The sequence below is a fragment of the Pseudomonas sp. HS-18 genome, assembly GCF_020401845.1.
GTDB classification, from domain to species: Bacteria; Pseudomonadota; Gammaproteobacteria; order Pseudomonadales; family Pseudomonadaceae; genus Pseudomonas; species Pseudomonas nitroreducens.
Map to the genome: position 1 here is coordinate 3,341,457 of NZ_CP084413.1, position 19,063 is coordinate 3,360,519.

A 19,063-nucleotide genomic window follows, 5' to 3' on the forward strand; every position below is an offset into this window, starting at 1 on the left:
TCCTCGGCTCATCCACTCTGCCAAGAGGTCACCCATGAGCGATTCGCCGTACGCCGACTGGATCGGCCGTTCCCAGGAACGCGAGGAAGAATTGAGTGCCGTGCTGGTCCGCCGTCTGGCCGTGACCCTCGCGGAAGACGTACCGGCCGCGGGCGATGCGCTGCCGCCGCTGTGGCACTGGATGTTCTTCCAGGACGAGGTGGTCGAACCCGGCCTGGGCGCGGATGGCCATCCGGCGCGCGGTGGCTTCCTGCCGCCGGCCGATGGGCGCAACCGCATGTGGGCCGGCGGCCGCCTGGAGTTCCATGCGCCGCTGCGCGTCGGCGGGCTGGCGAAGCGCACCACGACCATCCTCAATGTCGAGGAAAAGCACGGCCGCACCGGCTCGCTGCTGTTCGTCACCCTGCGCCATGAATTCCATCAGGACGGCCGCCTGGCCTTCAGCGAGGAACAGGACATCGTCTACCGCGAACCGACGCCGCCCCGGCTCTCCAGCGGCGACGCGCTGCCGGCCGGCGACTGGAGCGAGGCCGTCGAGCCGACACCGATCCTGCTGTTCCGCTATTCCGCGCTGACCTTCAACGGCCACCGCATCCATTACGACTGGCCCTACGTCACCGAAGCCGAGGGCTACCCCGGCCTGGTGGTGCACGGCCCGCTGATCGGCACCCTGAACCTGCGCGCGTTCTGCCGCGCCAACCCCGAAGCACGCCTGCGCCGATACGCCTACCGTGGCTTGCGCCCGCTGATCAGCCCCGAACCTTTCGCAGTCGGCGGCCGCCTGAGCGGCCCCGGCAAGGCCGAAGTCTGGGCTGGCAACGGTGCCGGCATCGCCCAGCGCGGCGAAGTGGAATTCGACTGATCGCACCCCTGCGGTGCCCTCCCAACAAGAAAAGAGAAAAGGTGATTCGATGACTTCCACCCCCGAAGAACTCCAGGCCATCCGTGAAGGCGTGCGCGCCCTGTGTGCGGAGTTCCCCGCCGAGTACTGGCGCCGGATCGATGAAGAGAAAGGCTTCCCCGAGGACTTCGTCCGCGCCATGACCGAAGCCGGCTGGCTCTCCGCGATGATCCCGGAAGAATACGGCGGCTCGGGCCTGGGCCTGGCCGAGGCCTCGGTGATCCTGGAGGAGGTGAACCGCTGCGGCGGCAACTCCGGCACCATCCACGGGCAGATGTACAACATGTTCACCCTGTTGCGGAACGGCAGCGCCGAGCAGAAGGCCTACTACCTGCCCAGGCTCGCCAACGGCGAGCTGCGCCTGCAATCCATGGGCGTCACCGAACCCACCACCGGCACCGACACCACCAAGATCAAGACCACTGCCGTGCGCCAGGGCGACAAGTACGTGATCAACGGCCAGAAGGTATGGATCTCGCGCGTCCAGCATTCCGACCTGATGATCCTGCTGGCCCGCACCACGCCGCTGGCCGAGGTGAAGAAGAAGTCCGAAGGCATGTCGATCTTTATCGTCGACCTGCGCGAGGCCATCGGCAACGGCCTGACCGTGCAGCCGATCGCCAACATGGTCAACCACGAGACCAACGAGCTGTTCTTCGACAACCTGGAAATCCCCGCCGGCAACCTGATCGGCGAGGAGGGCAAGGGCTTCAAGTACATCCTCGACGGCCTCAATGCCGAGCGCACGCTGATTGCCGCCGAGTGCATCGGCGATGGCCGCTGGTTCACCGAGAAGTCCGCGCAGTACGCCCGTGACCGCGTGGTGTTCGGCCGCCCGATCGGGCAGAACCAGGGCGTGCAGTTCCCCATTGCCGAGGCGCACATCGAGATCGAGGCCGCCGACCTGATGCGCTGGCGCGCCTGCGAGGAGTACGACAACGGCAAGAACGCCGGCGCCGCCGCCAACATGGCCAAGTACCTGGCGGCCAAGGCCAGCTGGGAGGCCGCCAACGCCTGCCTGCAGACCCACGGCGGTTTCGGCTTCGCCAACGAGTACGACGTCGAGCGCAAGTTCCGCGAGACGCGCCTGTACCAGGTGGCGCCGATCTCCACCAACCTGATCCTGTCCTACGTGGCCGAGCACCTGCTCGAACTGCCGCGCTCCTTCTGACGAACCGGGACGACAAGCGATGAACAATACCCACGCCCTGGCCGAGTTCCTTGCCGGCCTGCGTTACGAAGACCTGCCCGCGGCAGTGGTCGAGTACACCGAAGAACTGTTCCTCGACTGGCTCGGCTCGGCCCTGGCCAGCCAGAACCGCCATCCGATCCCGCTGTTCCAGCGCTATGCCCAACGCATGGGCCCGGCGAGCGGGAAGAGCCGCGTACTGGTGGACGGCAGCTCGACTTCCGCCTACTTCGCCGCGCTGGTCAACGGCGCCAGTTCGCACCTGGTGGAACAGGACGACCTGCACAACAGCTCCGTGCTGCACCCGGCCACCGTGGTCTTCCCGGCGGCCCTGGCGGCCGCGCAGGAACTGGGCAAGTCCGGTCGCGAGCTGATCCTCGCCAGCGTCGCCGGCTACGAGGCGGGCATCCGCATCGGCGAGTTCCTCGGCCGCTCGCACTACCGCATCTTCCAAACCACCGCCACGGTCGGCACCCTGGCCGCCGCGGTGGCGGTGGGCAAGCTGCTGGGGCTGGACAGCCGCCAGTTCGTCAACTGCCTGGGCAGCGCCGGTACCCAGGCCGCCGGCCTCTGGGAATTCCTGCGCGACGCTGCCGATTCCAAGCAGCTGCACACCGCGAAGGCGGCTGCCGACGGCCTGCTCGCCGCCTACCTGACGGCCGATGGCCTGACCGGCGCGCAGAACATCCTCGAAGGCGAGCAGGGCATGGCGGCCGGCATGTCCAGCGACGCCGACCCGAGCCGTCTGGTGGACGGCCTGGGCACCCGCTGGGCACTGTGCGAGACCTCCTACAAGTTCCACGCCTCCTGCCGCCATACCCATCCGGCCGCCGACGCGCTGCTCGGCCTGATGCAGCGCGAAGGGCTGGCGCACGGCGATATCGCCAAGGTCACCACCCGCGTGCACCAGGGCGCCATCGATGTGCTCGGCCGTGTGCTGGTGCCACAGACGGTGCACCAGGCGAAATTCTCCATGGGCACCGTGCTGGGCCTGATCGCCGTGCACGGCAAGGCCGGGCTGGTGGAGTTCGAGGAGTTTTCCCTGAAGGATTCAAACGTCGCGGCCTTCCGCGAGAAGGTCGCCATGCAGCTCGATGCGGAAGTGGACGGCGCCTACCCGCAACGCTGGCTGGGCCGCGTCGACGTGCTGACCACCGACGGTCGCCAGCTGCACGGCGCCATCGACGAGCCCAAGGGCGATCCGGGCAATGGCCTGAGCCGTGCCGAACTGGAAGACAAGTTCCGCCGCCTGCTGGCCTTCGCCGGCCAGCGCGGCAGCGCCGAAGCGGATCGACTGGTGCAGGCCAGCTGGCGGCTGCACCAGCTGTCGAACCTCGACGACTTCCACTGAAACAGACTCGCGGGCGCCTAGGCCGCCCGATCCCACCGAATCGTAGCGTCGGCCACCCGGCCGGCGTCTGGAGTTGCCCATGAGTTCGCGTCCCCTCGACGGGATTACCGTCGTCAGCCTGGAACACGCCATCGCCGCACCGTTCTGCACCCGCCAGTTGGCCGACCTCGGCGCCCGCGTGATCAAGATCGAGCGCCCCGGCGTCGGCGACTTCGCCCGCGGCTACGACGAGCGCGTGCGCGGCCTGGCCTCGCATTTCGTCTGGACCAACCGGTCCAAGGAAAGCCTGTCGCTGGACCTCAAGCAGGAGCCGGCGCAGGCCGTGCTGGAGCAGTTGCTGGAACAGGCCGACGTGCTGGTGCAGAACCTCGCTCCCGGCGCCGCTGCGCGCCTGGGCTTGTCGTTCGAAGCGCTGCACGAGCGCTTCCCGCGGCTGATCGTCTGCGATATTTCCGGTTACGGCGAAGGCGGCCCCTACGAGCAGAAGAAGGCCTATGACCTGCTGATCCAGAGTGAAAGTGGCTTCCTCTCGGTCACCGGCGGCCCCGGCGCCGACGAGATGGCCAAGGCCGGGTGCTCGATCGCCGACATCTCCGCCGGCATGTACGCCTACAGCGGCATCCTTTCGGCCCTGCTGCTGCGTGGCAGGACCGGCGAGGGCAGCCGCGTCGAGGTGTCGATGCTCGAAGGCATGGCCGAGTGGATGGGCTTCCCCATGTACTACGCCTTCGAAGGCCAGTCGCAGCCGCCGCGTGCCGGTGCCGCCCACGCCACCATCTACCCCTACGGGCCGTTCCCCACCGGTGATGGCGGCAGTGTGATGCTCGGCGTGCAGAACGAGCGCGAGTGGAAACTGTTCTGCGAGATCGTCCTGCAGCGCCCGGAGCTGGCAACCGATCCGCGTTTCACCGCGACCAGCCTGCGCGTGGCCAACCGCGATGCCCTGCGCGAATCGATAGTCGAGGCCTTCTCGGCCCTGGGCGCCGAACAGGTGGTCGAACGCCTGGAACAGGCGCAGATCGCCAATGCCCACGTCAACGACATGCGCGGCCTCTGGCAGCACCCGCAACTGGCGGCCCGTGACCGCTGGCGCGAGATCGACAGCCCGGCCGGCCGCCTGCCGGCGCTGTTGCCGCCGGTGAACAGCAACGCCTATGCCCCGCGCATGGACGCCGTGCCGGCGCTGGGGGAACAGACGGATGACCTGCTGCGGGAACTGGGGTATACCCCCGGTGATATCCAGCGCCTGCACGAGCAGGGCGCGGTATGACCCAGGAGAGCCCAATGATTCAGGACACCCCGGCGGATTCCATCGTACGGACCGCGCTGTTCGTTCCCGGCAGCCGCCCGGAGCGTTTCGCCAAGGCCTTGGCCAGCGGCGCCGACGCAGTGATCGTCGACTTCGAGGACGCCGTCGAGGCATCGCTCAAGGCCCGGGCGCGGGAAAACCTCGAAAGCTTCCTCGACGCCAACCCGGAGGCGCGCGTGCGGGTACGGGTGAACGCCGCCGGCGATCCGCAGCAGGCGGCCGACCTCGAACTTTGCGGGCGCCTGCCGGGCGTCACCGGCATCCTGCTGCCCAAGGCCGAACGCGCCATGCAGGTGCGCATCGCCGCTGCCTCCGGCAAGCCGGTGTGGCCGCTGATCGAGAGCGCCCGCGGCCTGCTCGCGCTGGGGGAGATCGCCGCCTGCGAGGGCGTCGAGCGCCTGACCTTCGGCGGCCTCGACCTGGCGCTGGATATCGGCATGAGCAGCGGCACCCAGGCCGCCGCGGTGGTCTACGACCAGGTACGCCTGAGCCTGCTGCTGCATTCGCGGGTGAACGACCTGCAGCCGCCGCTGGATACCGTGTTCCCCGCCTTCGACGATGCCGAAGGGTTCGCCGCGACCATCCGTCATGGTCGCGACCTCGGCCTGCTCGGCGCCCTGTGCATCCATCCCCGACAGGTCGCTGTGGCCCATGCGGCGCTAGCCCCCGGCGCTGAGGAACTGGACTGGGCACGCCGGGTGGTGGAGGCCTCGCAAGGCGGCGCGGCGGCCTTCCAGGTCGACGGGCAGATGGTCGACGCGCCGGTGCTGGCCCGCGCCCGGCGGCTGCTGGCCAGCGCCGGCGGTTGAACGACTGTCTGCAGGAGCGAGCTTGCTCGCTCCTGCATGGTCGGCCGGTTTTCGCGAAACGCCTCGGCAACGCAAAACTGCGGTCTTGACCGAGAGCACCGTCAAGGGACAGGTGGCTGATCTAGGCTAGGGGACACAAGGCTCCCATGCGCGGGCCTTCGCAGCAGCGACCCGGAGCCTTTCTACCCCATGCCCGATACCTCACCACGGCAATCCTCCCGCTTCGACTGGCAGCGTTGGCTGCCAGGGCTGGCCACCCTGTGCAACTACCAGGCGAGCTGGCTGCCCAGGGACCTGGCCGCCGGCTTGGTGCTGACCACCATGCTGGTGCCGGTGGGCATCGCCTACGCCGAGGCTTCCGGCGTACCGGGCATCTACGGGCTGTACGCGACCATCATTCCCTTGCTGGCCTATGCGCTGTTCGGCCCGAGCCGCATCCTCGTGCTTGGCCCGGACTCCGCGCTGGCCGCGCCGATTCTCGCGGTGGTGCTGGTGCAGGCGGCTGGCGATCCGCAGCGGGCCATCGCCATCGCCAGCCTGATGGCGCTGGTCTCCGGCGTGGTCTGCATGGTCGCCGGGCTGCTGCGCCTGGGCTTCATCACCGAACTGCTGTCCAAGCCGATCCGCTACGGCTACATGAACGGCATCGCCCTGACGGTGCTGATCAGCCAGTTGCCCAAACTGTTCGATCTTTCCGTCGAGAGCCGGGGGCCGCTGCAGGACCTCTGGTCATTGGGCCGGGCGCTGCTGGGCGGGCAGGCCAACTGGCCGAGTTTCGCGGTGGGTGGAGGCTGCCTGGTGCTGATCCTCGCACTCAAGCGCTACAGGCGCCTTCCGGGCATTCTCATCGCGGTGGTGCTGGCGACCCTGTCGGTCAGCCTGTTCGACCTCGGCAGCCGCGGCGTCAAGGTGCTCGGCGAGTTGCCCCAGGGGCTGCCAGAGTTTTCGTTCCCCTGGGTGAGCGGCATCGATCTGGTGGAAGTGCTGCTGGGCGGTATCGCCGTGGCGCTGGTGTCATTCGCCGACACCAGTGTGCTGTCGCGCACCTACGCGGCGAGGCTGAAGACGCCGGTGAACCCCAACCAGGAAATGTTCGGCCTGGGCGTGGCGAACTTCGCTTCCGGGCTGTTCCAGGGCATTCCCATCAGCAGCAGCTCCTCGCGTACGCCGGTCGCCGAGGCCGCAGGGGCAAAGACCCAGCTCACCGGCATCGTCGGTGCCCTGGCGGTGACCCTGTTGCTGCTGGCGGCGCCCAACCTGATGCAGCACCTGCCCACCAGTGCCCTGGCTGCGGTGGTGATCGCCGCGGCACTGGGGTTGTTCGAGTTCACCGACCTCAAGCGCATCTTCCGCCTGCAACAATGGGAGTTCTGGCTGTCCATGGGCTGCTTTGCCGGCGTGGCGGTGTTCGGGGCCATTCCAGGCATCTGTATCGCCGTGGTGATCGCGGTGATCGAGTTCCTCTGGGATGGCTGGCGACCGCACCATGCCGTGCTGGGCAGGGTGGACGGCGTGCGTGGTTATCACGACGTAACGCGTTACCCGAATGCGCGGCGCATTCCCGGCCTGGTGTTGCTGCGCTGGGATGCGCCGCTGTTCTTCGCCAATGCCGAGCAGTTCCAGAACCAGGTACTGGCGGCGCTGAACCAGTCCCCCACGCCCGTGCAGCGCCTGGTGATCGCGGCCAGCCCGGTGACCAGCATCGATATCACCTCCGCCGACATGCTCGCCGAGCTGGACAAGATCCTGGAGCAACGCGGGGTGGAGTTGCAGTTCGCCGAGATGAAGGACCCGGTGAAGGACAAGATGAAGCAGTTCGAGCTGTTCGAGGGCCTGGGTGAATCGGCATTCCACCCCACGGTGGGCGCCGCCGTGGATGCCTACCTGGCCGACTCCGGCGTGGACTGGGAGCCTTAGGCGCCTGTCGATCAGACGGCGCCCAGGGCTACGGCGGAGCAGGGCGCAAGGCTCAACATGACGGTGGCGAATCTAGAGCTTCCAGATGGGGCCGTAGGTGCCAAAACACGCGTTCGATAGCGCCTGCTTGCGAACGCCGTGAGTCTGGTAGCCGCCGAATTCGTTGATTTCCAGGGTCAATTGCGGGGTCAGCTCCTTGCCGCTCTTGAGGCGGACGCTGTCGAACACCCGCAGCTTCTTGCCGGTATTGACCACGCTGGTCTCCATCCAGGCCTCGGGCGTACTGGCTTCATCCAGGCGGGCCAGCAGTGCGTTATAGAGGGGCAGGTAGCGACCGTCCGGGGCCTTGCAGTCGATGTTGATCTTCTTCACCAGGGCCTCGGCCTCGGCGGAGCTGAAATACAACCGGCTGCCAAAATCGCGCTGAAGCCTGTCGACGTAGGAACCCTGGTCGCCACCCGTTGCGGTGGCAACCGTCGCAACATCGGCGGCCTGCCCGGCAAGCTCAGCCTGGCAGGCCTGCCGGCTCTTGTAGAAGGTGTGCGAAACCCTGACGCCAGACGGTTTGTAGATTGCAGAAGCGATCAGTACCTGGCCGTCGGTACTCACCAGGTCGCCATCCGGAATGTATTCACCGCCCTTGCCCCAAACGCCATCCGGGAGACCACCTGACCACTCGACGCAGGAGGGCTGCTGGATATCGCGGCGCAACTCGTAAACGCGCCCCTGGAGAAAGGCCTGCGTATTTTCGGCAACGCTCGGAAAAGATGTCAGCGACAGGCAGGATGCGATGAATAGCCGAGTCCAATTCAAGAAGCGTCTCCTTGTCGCCCGTCGACCTGTCGGCGGGCATTTGTGACTCAGGATAGCTGCGTATCGCGTCGACACAGGGCGAAGAAATCATCCGGAACGATCAGGGCGTCGCCGGGCCTGCTTCGCCAAATATCTGAACTCTGCGCCAGAGGTCTGTCCCAACAGGTAGAACCCGGCGCCGACGTCCATCCCAACAGGGCGCCATTCTGCATCCTGATGAGGAGGACCCTACCGTGGCCAAGAAGCCCACCATCAAGCGAAGCGATCTGGCTGGCACCGACACCACCGACCGCAGTAACCGCAACGAGAAGATCGAGCAACTGGAGCCTTACCGCGAGGACGCCACGGGGGAGGCGCTCACCACCAATACCAACGTGCGCATCGCCGATAACCAGAACAGCCTGCGCGCAGGGGAGCGCGGACCTTCGCTGCTGGAAGACTTCATCCTGCGGGAGAAGATCACCCACTTCGACCATGAGCGGATTCCCGAGCGCATCGTGCATGCGCGGGGCGCAGCGGCCCATGGCTATTTCGAATGCTACGAGGACTGGAGCCAGCTGACCAAGGCGGCGTTTCTCGGCAAGGCGGGCCTGCGTACGCCGGTGTTCGTGCGCTTCTCCACCGTGCAGGGGCCGCGCGGGTCGGCGGACACGGTGCGCGACGTTCGCGGCTTCGCGGTGAAGTTCTATACCGAGGAGGGCAACTACGACCTGGTTGGCAACAACATGCCGGTGTTCTTCATCCAGGATGCGATCAAGTTTCCCGACTTCGTCCACGCGGTGAAGCCCGAGCCGCACAACGAGATTCCTACCGGCGGTTCGGCCCATGACACCTTCTGGGACTTCGTCTCGCTGACGCCCGAGTCCGCGCACATGGTCATGTGGGCCATGTCGGACCGCGCCATTCCGATTTCCCTGCGGCATATCCAGGGCTTTGGCGTGCATACCTTCCGTCTGATTAATGCGGCGGGCGACAGTGTGTTCGTCAAGTTCCACTGGCGGCCGAAGTCCGGTGTCTGCTCGCTGGTCTGGGACGAAGCGCAGAAGCTGGCCGGCAAGGATGCGGACTTCCATCGCCGCACCCTATGGGACGACATCGAAAGCGGCGACTACCCCGAATGGGAGCTGGGCGTGCAGGTGATCGCCGAAGCCGACCAGGACAAGTTCGACTTCGACCTGCTCGATCCCACCAAACTGGTGCCCGAGGAGCTTGTTCCCGTGAAGCTGCTGGGCCGCATGGTGCTGAACCGCAACCCGGACAACTTCTTCGCCGAAACCGAGCAGGCGGCGTTCCACCCCGGCCATGTGGTGCCGGGCATCGATTTCAGCAATGACCCGCTGCTGCAGGGGCGGCTGTTCTCCTATACCGACACCCAGCTGTCGCGCCTTGGCGGGCCGAACTTCAACCAGATTCCGATCAACCAGCCGCTGTGCCCGTTCCACAACAACCAGCGCGACGGCCTGCACCAGCACATGCTGCACAAGGGCCGCGCCGCCTACGAACCCAATTCCATCGACAACGGCTGGCCCAAGGAAACCCCGCCCGCCGCGCGCCACGGCGGTTTCACCAGCTATCCGGAAACCATGACCGGCACCAAGGTCCGCGTACGGGCCGATTCCTTCGCCGACCATTTCACCCAGGCCGCGCTGTTCTACCACAGCCTCAGCGAGGCGGAGCAGGGCCATGTGGTTTCGGCCTATGCGTTCGAGCTGTCGAAGGTCGAGCGAATGGCGATTCGCGAGCGCGAGGTCAACCAGATTCTCGCCAATATCTGCCCGAAACTTGCCGAGCGCGTGGCCCAGCGTATCGGGGTGAAACTCACCAACAGGAAGGCCAAGGTTCCGCAGCCCAAGCCATCGCCGGCCTTGAGCCAGGCCAACCTGCTGCCCGGCGATATCCGCTCCCGCAAGGTGGCGATCCTGGTCGCCGATGGCGTCAAGGAAAGCGACGTCAAGGGCTTGCAGGATGCGCTGAAAAAGGCGGGGGCGAGCGCCAAGCTGATCGGCCCCAGTGCCGCCCCGGTGAAGTCCGAAACGGGTTCGGCGCTGGTGCCCGATGCCAGCTGGGACGGCCTGCCGTCGGTGGCTTTCGACGCGGTGTTCGTGCCCGGCGGCGCGAAATCCGTGCAGGCCATCGGTAGCGATGGCCGCGCGCTGCACTACCTGCTGGAGGCGTACAAGCACCTCAAGCCGCTGGCATTCGCCGGCGACGCCGGGAAGCTGCCGGCGCAGCTCGGCCTGCCCGCGGATGAAGGGGTGATCGACGGCAAGTCCGCCAGGGAAGTATTCGGCAAGTTGCAGGAGGCCTTGCTGCAGCACCGCATCTGGGGCCGCGAGGCCCATGCCGGGAAGATCCCTGCCTGAGCGGAGGGGCGGCGGCCGATGCTGCCGCCCCGTGCCCACCGGGCAGTCAACCTGAACTCCAGCCGCTGGTTCGGCTCAACCGGCCGACAGCCTTTGTCCGAGAACCGCAGGAGAGTCGCCATGACTGAACGACGCCAGCAACACATCGAGATCGACGATACCGAGGACCGCATGGGCAGCGTGCGCGAACTCGACTTCGAGAAACAGCCGGAAGGCCGCATAGGCGACGAGCGCTCGCCGCAGGAGGTGGAGCGCGAATTCCCGCCGCAGCGCCGTCGCGAGATGGGCATGACCGGCGGCGAGACGCTGGGCGACAGCGCCGTCGAGGATGGCGTCAGCATGGATGACCTGGCACCGGAAACCCTGATCGACGAGGACGGGTCCGAATCCCCGCTCGATCCGCCGTCCGGCAAGCCGGCAGACCGCGACCTGCGCATCGTCCGCGGCAACGAGATCGGCGCGGGCAGCGGGCTGGACGAGGCCGAGGAAGGCCGTGTGCACCCGCTGGACGGCAAACCCTGGGACGCCTCCGACCCCGACGAGGAACAGTGATCCATGGCCGGGGCCAAAGCCGTCAAGGACAGCACCCTGAAGGAATACGCGCGCAAACGCGACTTCAGCGGCACTCCCGAGCCACGGGGCGGAACGCCGGCGGACCGGGAAGGGGAGGCTGCCTTCGTCGTGCAGAAGCACGACGCGAGCCACCTGCATTACGACTTCCGCCTCGAACTCGATGGCGTACTCAAGAGCTGGGCGGTGCCCAAGGGCCCCTGCCTCGATCCCAGCGTGAAGCGCCTGGCCATCGAGGTGGAGGATCATCCGCTGGACTACGCGGGCTTCGAAGGGCATATCCCGGAAGGTCATTACGGTGCCGGCGACGTGATCGTCTGGGACGAGGGCCGCTGGATGCCCATCGGCGATCCCCACGAAGGCCTCGGCAACGGCCATCTCAAGTTCCGCCTGGCGGGCAGCAAGCTGACCGGCAGCTGGAACCTGATCCGCACCCGCATGGCCGGGCGGCAGCCGCAGTGGTTCCTGATCAAGGGGCGGGATGACCAGGCACGGGACTACCCGCGTTACGACATCCTCGCCGAGCAGCCGCTGAGCGTCGTCACCGGAAAGGCATTGCCCGGCGAGGTCGCGCAGCGCAAGCAGGCTTCGGCAAAGCGCGCCAGGCCGGTGCAGCCTGCGAAGAAAAGAGCGGCGGGCAAGGCCAGCCTGCCGGCGGCCATTTCTCCCGAACTCGCCACTCTGGTGGACGCGCCACCGGCAGGCGACTGGCGCTACGAGATCAAGCTCGATGGCTACCGCCTGCTTGCCCGGCTCGACGGCGGCCAGATCAAGTTGCTGACCCGCAACGGCCACGACTGGTCGAAGAAGCTGCCCGAACTGTGCGCGGCGCTGGCGGCACTGCCGGTGACGTCCGCCTGGCTGGACGGCGAGATACTGGTGATGGACGAGGAGGGCCGACCGGACTTCCAGCGCCTGCAGAATGCCTTCGATGCCGCGGTCTCGGCGCCCATCCACTACACGTTGTTCGACCTGCTCTGGCTGGATGGCGAGGATTACCGCAACAAGCCCCTGGAGCAGCGGCGCCAGGCGCTGGCACAGGTCCTGCGCGGCAATGGCGATGATCGCCTGCGCTATTCCGAGGACTTCACCGACGACCCGCGCAGCATCCTCGACAGCGCCTGCCGGCTCGGCCTGGAAGGGCTGATCGGCAAGCGTGTGGGCAGCCTCTATACGGGGAAACGCTCCTCCGACTGGATCAAGCTCAAATGCAAGCGCCGGCAGGAGTTCGTGATCGTCGGCTACAGCGCACCCAAGGGCTCGCGCTCGTCTTTCGGCGCCTTGCTGCTCGGGCTGCACGACGAGAATGGCGAGCTGCGCTACGCCGGCAAGGTGGGCACCGGTTTCAGCGCGGCCAGCCTGAAGAGACTGCATCGGCAGTTCCAGCCGCTGCAGCGCAAGACCTGCCCGCTGCGGGAGCCGCCCAAGGGAGCCGAGGCCAAGGGCGTGACCTGGCTGCGTCCGGAGTTGCTGGGCGAAGTTGCCTTCGCCGAGATCACCCGTGAAGGCAGGGTGCGCCAGGCGGTGTTCCACGGTCTGCGCAGTGACAAGCCGGCTGAGGCGATAGTCGAGGAAAAACCGAAGAGGGCTGCCCGTGCCGGCGCTGCCAGACCGTCGCGCTCGAACAGCGGCAATGTCCTGGAGGGCGTGACCATCACCCATCCCGAGCGAGTGGTCGATCCCACCAGCAAGCTGCGCAAGATCGATGTGGTGCGCTACTACGACAAAGCCGCGGAATCCCTGCTGCCCTGGCTGGCCGACCGTCCGGTGTCCCTGGTGCGGGCGCCCGATGGTGTGGCGGGCGAGCAGTTCTTCCAGCGCCATGCCTCGCGTACCGGGATCCCCGGCGCCGAACAACTGGACCCGCAGCTTGACCCCGGTCACGCACCGCTGCTGCGCATCGCCTCGGCCAAGGCGCTGGTGGGCGCCGCGCAGATGGGTGCGCTGGAGCTGCATACCTGGAACGCCGCGCTCGATGACCTGGAGAAACCCGACCGCTTCGTCCTGGACCTCGACCCCGATCCGGCGCTGCCCTGGCAGCGGATGATCGAGGCGACCCAGTTGACCCTCACGCTGCTGGACGAACTCGGCCTGACAGCCTTCCTCAAGACCAGCGGCGGCAAGGGCATGCACATCCTCGTGCCGCTGCAGCGGCACCATGGCTGGGATGAAGTGAAGGACTTCGCCCATGCGATCAGCCGACACATGGCCCGGCTGATGCCGGACCGCTTCAGCGCCGTATCGGGGCCGAAGAATCGCGTCGGGAAGATTTTCATCGATTACCTGCGCAACAGCCGGGGCGCCAGCACGGTGTGCGTGTGGTCGGTACGTGCACGGGACGGGCTGCCGGTCTCGGTGCCGATCAGTCGCCTTGAGCTTGCCAGGCTCAAGTCGGCACACCAATGGACCCTCGCGAATGTCGACGAGCGTCTGGCAGGCGCCGACCCCTGGGCCGACTGGGCGAAGACCCGGCAACGGTTGAGCGCAAGGATGCGCGGCAAACTGGACGGCTGAGGAAGCTAAAACGACACCTCCCGGCTCAGGTGGCTTTTCGCAAGGCGTCGATCAGTTGCTGCTTGCGCATGCCGGAGCGCCCGGCGATGTGCCGGGTGCGCGCACGATTGAGCAGCTCGGCCTTGGTCATGGATTCCAGCGGCTGGTCGGGCCGCGGCACGCCGTGTTTGCTGGCAACGGCGCGACGGGCCGAGCTCTTGCGCGCAGCGGCCTTGGCGGTGGCGCTTTTCTGCTGGCCCGAGCCGCCCTTGCGCTCGCCGCCGCCGGACTGCTTGTTCACGGTCGCCCAGGCTCGCGCCTCGGCTTCCGCCCTGGGTACGCCGCGCTCTTCGTAGCTTTCCTCGATGTGCTCGGCCTTGCGCTTCTGCTTCTCGGTGTACTTGCTTTTGTCGCCGCGGGGCATGGCGGTTCTCCTGTCTCTGATTAGCTGGCAGCCCTTTGCCAAGGGCCACATGAGGGGAGAAACCGCTCGTCGCCGATGGTTCGGCGTTTCTGATGAACGGGCCGTGCCGGTCGGCGAAAAGGTCTGAACTCATGGATTTCACTGGGGACTGATGCACTGGGCACCTCGCGTACCCGCAGCCACCGGCAACCAGAGGAGACGGCAATGGCCCTGGACAGCATTCCCGATCAGTCGGAAGTCGAGACCTTCAAGCATGCGGTGCTCACCCGCCTGCGCTACGCAGTCGGCAAGGACCCGGCCGACGCTTTCGACCACGACTGGTTCGAGGCGGTGGCCCTGGCCGCACGCAAATACCAGGTCGACAACTGGGAGGAAACCACCCGCGCCATCGACCGCAGCGCCCGCAAGCACGTCTACTACCTGTCGCTGGAGTTCCTCATCGGCCGCCTGCTGATCGACAACCTGAGCAACCTGGGGTTGCTGGAGGTGGCGCGCCAGGCCCTTTCGGAGCTGGGCGTGGACCTCGACCGCGTACGCCTGCTGGAGCCCGACGCCGCGCTGGGCAACGGCGGCCTGGGGCGGCTCGCCGCCTGCTTCATGGAGAGCATGGCGACGCTGGACATCCCCGCCCACGGTTACGGCATCCGCTACGAGCACGGCCTGTTCAAGCAGGTGATCGGCGACGGCTGGCAGCAGGAGCACACCGAAACCTGGCTCGACTTCGGCAACCCCTGGGAATTCGAACGGCCCGAGTGCAGCTTCAGCGTCGGCTTCGGCGGCAGCGTCCACAGCGAGCGCGACGCCCGCGGCGTCGAGCGGCAACGCTGGGAGCCGGCCGAGCGCGTGCGCTCGGTGGCCTACGACATGCCGGTGGTGGGCTGGCGCACCGCCAGCGTGAACACCCTGCGCCTGTGGCGCGCCCGTGCCGAGGAAACCCTGCGGCTGGACCGCTTCAATGCCGGCGACCACCTGGGGGCGGTGGCGGATACGGTGCGTGCGGAAAGCATCTCGCGGGTGCTCTACCCGGCGGACAGCACCGAGGCGGGCCAGGAACTGCGCCTGCGCCAGGAATTCTTCTTCGTCAGCGCCTCGCTGCAGGACCTGATGCAACGGCACCTGGGGCAGGGCGAGGACGTCTTCGGCCTGCCCGAGCGGGTGGCCATCCAGCTCAACGACACCCACCCGGCCATCGCCGTCGCCGAGCTGATGCGCCTGCTGCTGGACGAGCGCAGCCTGGACTGGGACGACGCCTGGGCGCTGACGGTAGCGACCCTGTCCTATACCAACCACACGCTGCTGCCCGAGGCGCTGGAATCCTGGCCGGTGAGCCTGATGGAGCGCCTGCTGCCGCGGCACATGCAGATCATCTACCTGATCAATGCCTTCCATATCGACGCGCTACGTGCCAAGGACATCCACGATTTCGCCCTGCTGCGCTCGGCCTCGCTGATCGAGGAGGACCACGGCCGCCGCGTGCGCATGGGCAACCTGGCGTTCCTCGGCTCGCACAGCGTCAACGGCGTGTCGGCGCTGCACACCGACCTGATGCGCGAGACGGTGTTCCGCGACCTGCACCGGCTCTACCCGGAGCGCATCAGCAACAAGACCAACGGCGTGACCTTCCGCCGCTGGCTGTTCCAGACCAACCCGGAACTGACCCGGCTGCTGATGGAAAACCTCGGCGACGAGGTACTCGACGAGCCCGAGAAGCACCTGCCGGCGCTGGCCGAGCTGGTGGAGAAGTCCTCGGTGCGCCAGCGCTTCGCCCAGCAGCGGCGCAATGCCAAGGAACGCCTGGCGGCGCTGGTCGAGGAGCGCTTGGGCGTGCGCATCGACCCGGATGCGCTGTTCGACGTCCACGTCAAGCGCATTCACGAATACAAGCGCCAGTTGCTCAACCTGCTGCATACCGTGGCGCTCTACCAGGACATCCGCAACGACCCGACCACCGACCGCGTGCCACGGGTGAAGATCTTCGCCGGCAAGGCCGCGCCCAGCTACACCGTGGCCAAGCTGATCATCAAGCTGGCCAACGACATCAGCCGGATGGTCAACGGCGATCCCACGGTGCGCGGTCGGCTCAAGGTGGTATTCATCCCCAACTACAACGTCAGCCTGGCGGAATCGATCATCCCGGCGGCGGACCTGTCCGAGCAGATTTCCACGGCGGGGCTGGAGGCCTCCGGCACCAGCAACATGAAGTTCGCCCTCAACGGCGCGCTGACCATCGGCACGCTGGACGGCGCCAACGTCGAGATGTGCGAGCGCATCGGCGCGGAAAACATGTTCATCTTCGGCCTCAAGGCCAAGCAGGTGGAGGCACGCAAGCGCGCTGGCGACTTGTCGATGCATGCCGAGATCGCCGCCTCGCCGCGGCTGGAGGAGGCGCTGCGGGCGATCAGCTCCGGGGTGTTCTCACCGGACGATCCGCAGCGCTATACCGGCCTGGTCGATGCGCTGGTCAGCGACGACCGCTTCCTGGTCTGCGCCGATTTCGACGCCTACTGGGACGCCCAGGAAAAGGTCGAGGAGCTTTGGCGCAAACCGGCGCGCTGGTGGAAGGCCTCCATGCTCAATACCGCCAGGGTCGGCTGGTTCTCCTCTGACCGGACCATCCGCGAGTACGCCAGGGATATCTGGAAGGTGCAGGCCGCGGAGGACTGAGCCGTCACCAGAAACCGCCGGCATGCCGGCGGGAGGCGTAGTCCAAATGCAGCGCGAAAGCCGCCTGGAAGAATTCCAGCAGGCGGGTGTCGAGCACCCTCTCGTTGAGCGAAGCGATGGAGCCGACCACCCGCTGCACGTCGGCATCGGTCTCGCCGCAGCGGTTCTCATGGCACAGCCGCTGTGTGCTCGGGTCGGCGCTGATGCGACAGACGCAGTCGGCTGCCTGGCACGCATTGCGCACGGACAACACCAGTTCGGGCAGGTGGCGCCGACCCTCTCGCAGCTCGACGCTGCACTCCAGGCCGTGGTCGCGGGCGAACTCGCCGGCTCGGGCGAAGGCCGGCAGGGCGACCTCCACGAGGGCCTTCTGGTAGTCGTTGGCGAAACGCTTGGGGTCGATGCTCATTCCGGTCTCCGGTGCTGAGGGTGCGTTGGCCGGCAGTGCTGCGCCGGGTATGAGCGATGGACCGCGCCGGTGGCGAGCTGCACGGATTTTCCGCCGGGCGGTGGAATCGCCGGCGAATTTTCAGCAAACCAATTGCGCGGTCGGTGGGTCTGCACCCTTAAGAGGGACTGCGGAGCCTGTCATGGACACGTTGGATCGCATCTGGGTGACGCTGGTCGCCGAATTCTCCGACCTGAGCGAAGTCGAGCAGATCACCCGCGCCTCGCTGCGCCTGACGCTCGCCGTGGTGCTGGGCGGCGTGGTCGGCTACGAGCGGGAAAGCCAGGGCAAGGCCGCCGGCTTGCGCACCCACATGCTGGTCACCCTGGGCGCTGCGCTGTTCGTGATGGCGATCCATGAGGGCGGTGCGCAGGCCGATGCGGTCAGCCGGGTGATCCAGGGGATCGCCGCCGGTATCGGCTTCCTTTGCGCCGGCACCATCCTCAAGGGCAGCCAGGTGTCCGAGGTGAAGGGGCTGACCACCGCCGCCGGGCTGTGGCTGAGCACGGCCATCGGGATCAGCGTCGGGCTCGGGCACTCCGCCACGGCAGTGCTGGGTACGCTGCTCGCGCTGCTGGTGCTGCATGTTCTGCCACGCTGGCTGGAACGCAACCGACCGCCTGCCGAGCAGGCGGCGAGAGAGGACCGCGATGTTCCGTGAATTCGCCCAGGCCTGCGCCTGGACCGATGCGATGCTGGAGAACGGCTGCTACACCGGCCTGATCGAGTACCAGGTGACCCGCCAGGGCGCACCGGTCGAGGTGCTCTGGGTCTACGCACCCGGCAGCCGCAACGTGTCGGAGGCGGAGTGGCAGGCGCAGCGCATGCTCGAGCGGATCAGCGACATCGATAGCGCCGGCCGCGTGCATTTCGACGACGGCATCATCCTGCAGGAGAGTTACCCATGACCCGTGTGATCTGGAAAGGCGCCATCAGCTTCGGCCTCGTACACATCCCGGTGGCGCTCAACAGCGCCGCGCGTTCCAGCGCCACCGACTTCGACTGGCTGGACGAGCGCAGCCTGGAACCGGTGGGCTACAAACGGGTGAACAAGATCACCGGCAAGGAGGTGCCCAGGGAACACATCGTCAAGGGCGTGGAGCTGGAGAAGGGCCGCTACGTGGTGATCAGCGAAGAGGAGATTCGCGCCGCGCGGCCCGAGGCGACCCAGACCATCGACATCCTCGGTTTCATCGAGATCGCCGAGATTCCCGTGGCGTTCTACGACTCCCCGTATTACCTGACGCCCGAGAAGCGCGGCGAGAAGGTCTACGTGCTGCTGCGCGATACCCTGCGGAAGACCGGCAAGGCGGCGGTCTGCCAATTGGTGATGCACAGCCGTCAGCACCTGGCGATGCTGCGCGACGACGGGGATGCCATCCTGCTGATGACCCTGCGCTGGCCGGCGGACGTGCGCGAGGTAGACGAACTGGGCCTGGCGCTGGACAAGGTCAAGCTGGACAAGCGCGAAACCGAAATGGCCGAACGCCTGGTCAAGGACATGAGCGGCCGCTGGTCGCCCGCGGATTACCAGGACGAGTTCAGCGCCGAAATCCACCGCCTGGTGGAGCAGAAGGCCGCCAGGGGCCAGCTGGAGAACGTGCCGCAGGCCCAAGCGAAAGCCAGCGAAGGCGCCGACATCATCGACCTCACCGAATTGCTCAAGCGCAGCCTCAAGGGCGCAGCAAAACCGCGCAGCGCCGCCAGCGCCGCGAAGAAAACGACCGCTACGCCGGCGAAGAAGAGTGCCACGAGCAAGGCCGCGCCCAGGCGCAAGAGCTCCTGAAACGACCACTGGCGCAATTAGCCTGA

General features: G+C 66.9%; 16 protein-coding genes. 13 read left to right on the top strand and 3 right to left on the bottom strand.

What is annotated here, in order from left to right; translation table 11 throughout:
* Positions 1 to 34 precede the first annotated feature (34 nt).
* From LDJ84_RS15510 to LDJ84_RS15535, 6 genes are all read left to right on the top strand, one after another.
* Positions 35 to 862 carry a MaoC family dehydratase N-terminal domain-containing protein gene (locus LDJ84_RS15510; protein ID WP_226044949.1) on the top strand — a complete coding sequence of 276 codons (828 nt, stop codon included), beginning with the start codon at positions 35 to 37 and terminating at the stop codon, positions 860 to 862.
* A gap of 49 nt (positions 863 to 911) precedes the next feature.
* Positions 912 to 2,072 carry an acyl-CoA dehydrogenase family protein gene (locus tag LDJ84_RS15515; RefSeq protein WP_084357866.1) on the top strand — a complete coding sequence of 387 codons (1,161 nt, stop codon included), beginning with the start codon at positions 912 to 914 and terminating at the stop codon, positions 2,070 to 2,072.
* A 19-nt stretch (positions 2,073 to 2,091) separates the two neighbouring features.
* Positions 2,092 to 3,441 (top strand): MmgE/PrpD family protein, encoded by a 1,350-nt coding sequence (locus tag LDJ84_RS15520; protein ID WP_226044950.1) that lies wholly within the window; start codon positions 2,092 to 2,094, stop codon positions 3,439 to 3,441.
* A gap of 79 nt (positions 3,442 to 3,520) precedes the next feature.
* Positions 3,521 to 4,711 carry a CaiB/BaiF CoA transferase family protein gene (locus LDJ84_RS15525; RefSeq protein ID WP_024762545.1) on the top strand — a complete coding sequence of 397 codons (1,191 nt, stop codon included), beginning with the start codon at positions 3,521 to 3,523 and terminating at the stop codon, positions 4,709 to 4,711.
* Positions 4,712 to 4,725: 14 nt separating this feature from the next.
* The gene (locus tag LDJ84_RS15530; RefSeq protein WP_038803211.1) at positions 4,726 to 5,559 is read left to right on the top strand and encodes an HpcH/HpaI aldolase/citrate lyase family protein; all 834 of its coding nucleotides are present in this window, start codon (positions 4,726 to 4,728) and stop codon (positions 5,557 to 5,559) included.
* Positions 5,560 to 5,748: 189 nt separating this feature from the next.
* Positions 5,749 to 7,476 (top strand): SulP family inorganic anion transporter, encoded by a 1,728-nt coding sequence (locus LDJ84_RS15535; protein WP_226044951.1) that lies wholly within the window; start codon positions 5,749 to 5,751, stop codon positions 7,474 to 7,476.
* A gap of 72 nt (positions 7,477 to 7,548) precedes the next feature.
* Here LDJ84_RS15535 and LDJ84_RS15540 read toward each other — a convergent pair whose 3' ends face one another.
* Positions 7,549 to 8,289, bottom strand: coding sequence for a hypothetical protein (locus LDJ84_RS15540; RefSeq protein ID WP_024762547.1), 741 nt, complete (start codon positions 8,287 to 8,289; stop codon positions 7,549 to 7,551).
* 206 nt (positions 8,290 to 8,495) lie between these two features.
* Here LDJ84_RS15540 and katE point away from each other — a divergent pair, with 206 nt between their 5' ends.
* From katE to ligD, 3 genes are all read left to right on the top strand, one after another.
* Entirely contained in the window at positions 8,496 to 10,652 is a 2,157-nt protein-coding gene (gene katE, locus LDJ84_RS15545; protein WP_235376355.1) for a catalase HPII, read from the top strand.
* Positions 10,653 to 10,772: 120 nt separating this feature from the next.
* Complete coding sequence (locus tag LDJ84_RS15550; RefSeq protein WP_038803212.1) at positions 10,773 to 11,204, top strand: hypothetical protein; 432 nt, start codon at positions 10,773 to 10,775, stop codon at positions 11,202 to 11,204.
* 3 nt (positions 11,205 to 11,207) lie between these two features.
* Positions 11,208 to 13,736: a DNA ligase D gene (gene ligD / locus LDJ84_RS15555; RefSeq protein WP_226044952.1), complete on the top strand. Its 2,529-nt coding sequence runs from the start codon at positions 11,208 to 11,210 to the stop codon at positions 13,734 to 13,736.
* 25 nt (positions 13,737 to 13,761) lie between these two features.
* Here the strand turns inward: ligD and LDJ84_RS15560 are convergent, their stop codons facing one another.
* Positions 13,762 to 14,139 carry a Rho termination factor N-terminal domain-containing protein gene (locus LDJ84_RS15560; RefSeq protein WP_169887500.1) on the bottom strand — a complete coding sequence of 126 codons (378 nt, stop codon included), beginning with the start codon at positions 14,137 to 14,139 and terminating at the stop codon, positions 13,762 to 13,764.
* Positions 14,140 to 14,343: 204 nt separating this feature from the next.
* On the opposite strand from LDJ84_RS15560, the gene LDJ84_RS15565 reads away from it, so the two are divergent.
* The gene (locus LDJ84_RS15565) at positions 14,344 to 16,803 is read left to right on the top strand and encodes a glycogen/starch/alpha-glucan phosphorylase (protein ID WP_169887499.1); all 2,460 of its coding nucleotides are present in this window, start codon (positions 14,344 to 14,346) and stop codon (positions 16,801 to 16,803) included.
* 4 nt (positions 16,804 to 16,807) lie between these two features.
* Here the strand turns inward: LDJ84_RS15565 and LDJ84_RS15570 are convergent, their stop codons facing one another.
* Positions 16,808 to 17,212, bottom strand: a complete 405-nt coding sequence (locus tag LDJ84_RS15570) for a hypothetical protein (protein WP_226044953.1) — start codon at positions 17,210 to 17,212, stop codon at positions 16,808 to 16,810.
* Between the two features lie 181 nt (positions 17,213 to 17,393).
* Here LDJ84_RS15570 and LDJ84_RS15575 point away from each other — a divergent pair, with 181 nt between their 5' ends.
* From LDJ84_RS15575 to LDJ84_RS15585, 3 genes are read left to right on the top strand one after another with little or no spacing between them, the layout of a single operon-like run.
* The gene (locus LDJ84_RS15575) at positions 17,394 to 17,912 is read left to right on the top strand and encodes an MgtC/SapB family protein (RefSeq protein ID WP_024762551.1); all 519 of its coding nucleotides are present in this window, start codon (positions 17,394 to 17,396) and stop codon (positions 17,910 to 17,912) included.
* Positions 17,902 to 18,159, top strand: coding sequence for a hypothetical protein (locus LDJ84_RS15580; protein WP_226044954.1), 258 nt, complete (start codon positions 17,902 to 17,904; stop codon positions 18,157 to 18,159). Before LDJ84_RS15575 ends, LDJ84_RS15580 begins: the two co-directional genes overlap by 11 nt.
* Entirely contained in the window at positions 18,156 to 19,037 is an 882-nt protein-coding gene (locus tag LDJ84_RS15585; RefSeq protein WP_226044955.1) for a Ku protein, read from the top strand. The genes LDJ84_RS15580 and LDJ84_RS15585 overlap by 4 nt, the downstream gene beginning before the upstream one ends.
* Positions 19,038 to 19,063: the final 26 nt, after the last annotated feature.

Excerpts from the sequence above, each read along its gene's own strand:
- LDJ84_RS15510 (WP_226044949.1), top strand. The coding sequence starts at position 35 with ATGAGCGATTCGCCGTACGCCGACTGGATCGGCCGTTCCCAGGAACGC.
- LDJ84_RS15515 (WP_084357866.1), top strand. The coding sequence starts at position 912 with ATGACTTCCACCCCCGAAGAACTCCAGGCCATCCGTGAAGGCGTGCGC.
- LDJ84_RS15520 (WP_226044950.1), top strand. The coding sequence starts at position 2,092 with ATGAACAATACCCACGCCCTGGCCGAGTTCCTTGCCGGCCTGCGTTAC.
- LDJ84_RS15525 (WP_024762545.1), top strand. The coding sequence starts at position 3,521 with ATGAGTTCGCGTCCCCTCGACGGGATTACCGTCGTCAGCCTGGAACAC.
- LDJ84_RS15530 (WP_038803211.1), top strand. The coding sequence starts at position 4,726 with ATGATTCAGGACACCCCGGCGGATTCCATCGTACGGACCGCGCTGTTC.
- LDJ84_RS15535 (WP_226044951.1), top strand. The coding sequence starts at position 5,749 with ATGCCCGATACCTCACCACGGCAATCCTCCCGCTTCGACTGGCAGCGT.
- LDJ84_RS15550 (WP_038803212.1), top strand. The coding sequence starts at position 10,773 with ATGACTGAACGACGCCAGCAACACATCGAGATCGACGATACCGAGGAC.
- ligD (WP_226044952.1), top strand. The coding sequence starts at position 11,208 with ATGGCCGGGGCCAAAGCCGTCAAGGACAGCACCCTGAAGGAATACGCG.
- LDJ84_RS15560 (WP_169887500.1), bottom strand. The coding sequence starts at position 14,139 with ATGCCCCGCGGCGACAAAAGCAAGTACACCGAGAAGCAGAAGCGCAAG.
- LDJ84_RS15565 (WP_169887499.1), top strand. The coding sequence starts at position 14,344 with ATGGCCCTGGACAGCATTCCCGATCAGTCGGAAGTCGAGACCTTCAAG.
- LDJ84_RS15570 (WP_226044953.1), bottom strand. The coding sequence starts at position 17,212 with ATGAGCATCGACCCCAAGCGTTTCGCCAACGACTACCAGAAGGCCCTC.
- LDJ84_RS15575 (WP_024762551.1), top strand. The coding sequence starts at position 17,394 with ATGGACACGTTGGATCGCATCTGGGTGACGCTGGTCGCCGAATTCTCC.
- LDJ84_RS15580 (WP_226044954.1), top strand. The coding sequence starts at position 17,902 with ATGTTCCGTGAATTCGCCCAGGCCTGCGCCTGGACCGATGCGATGCTG.
- LDJ84_RS15585 (WP_226044955.1), top strand. The coding sequence starts at position 18,156 with ATGACCCGTGTGATCTGGAAAGGCGCCATCAGCTTCGGCCTCGTACAC.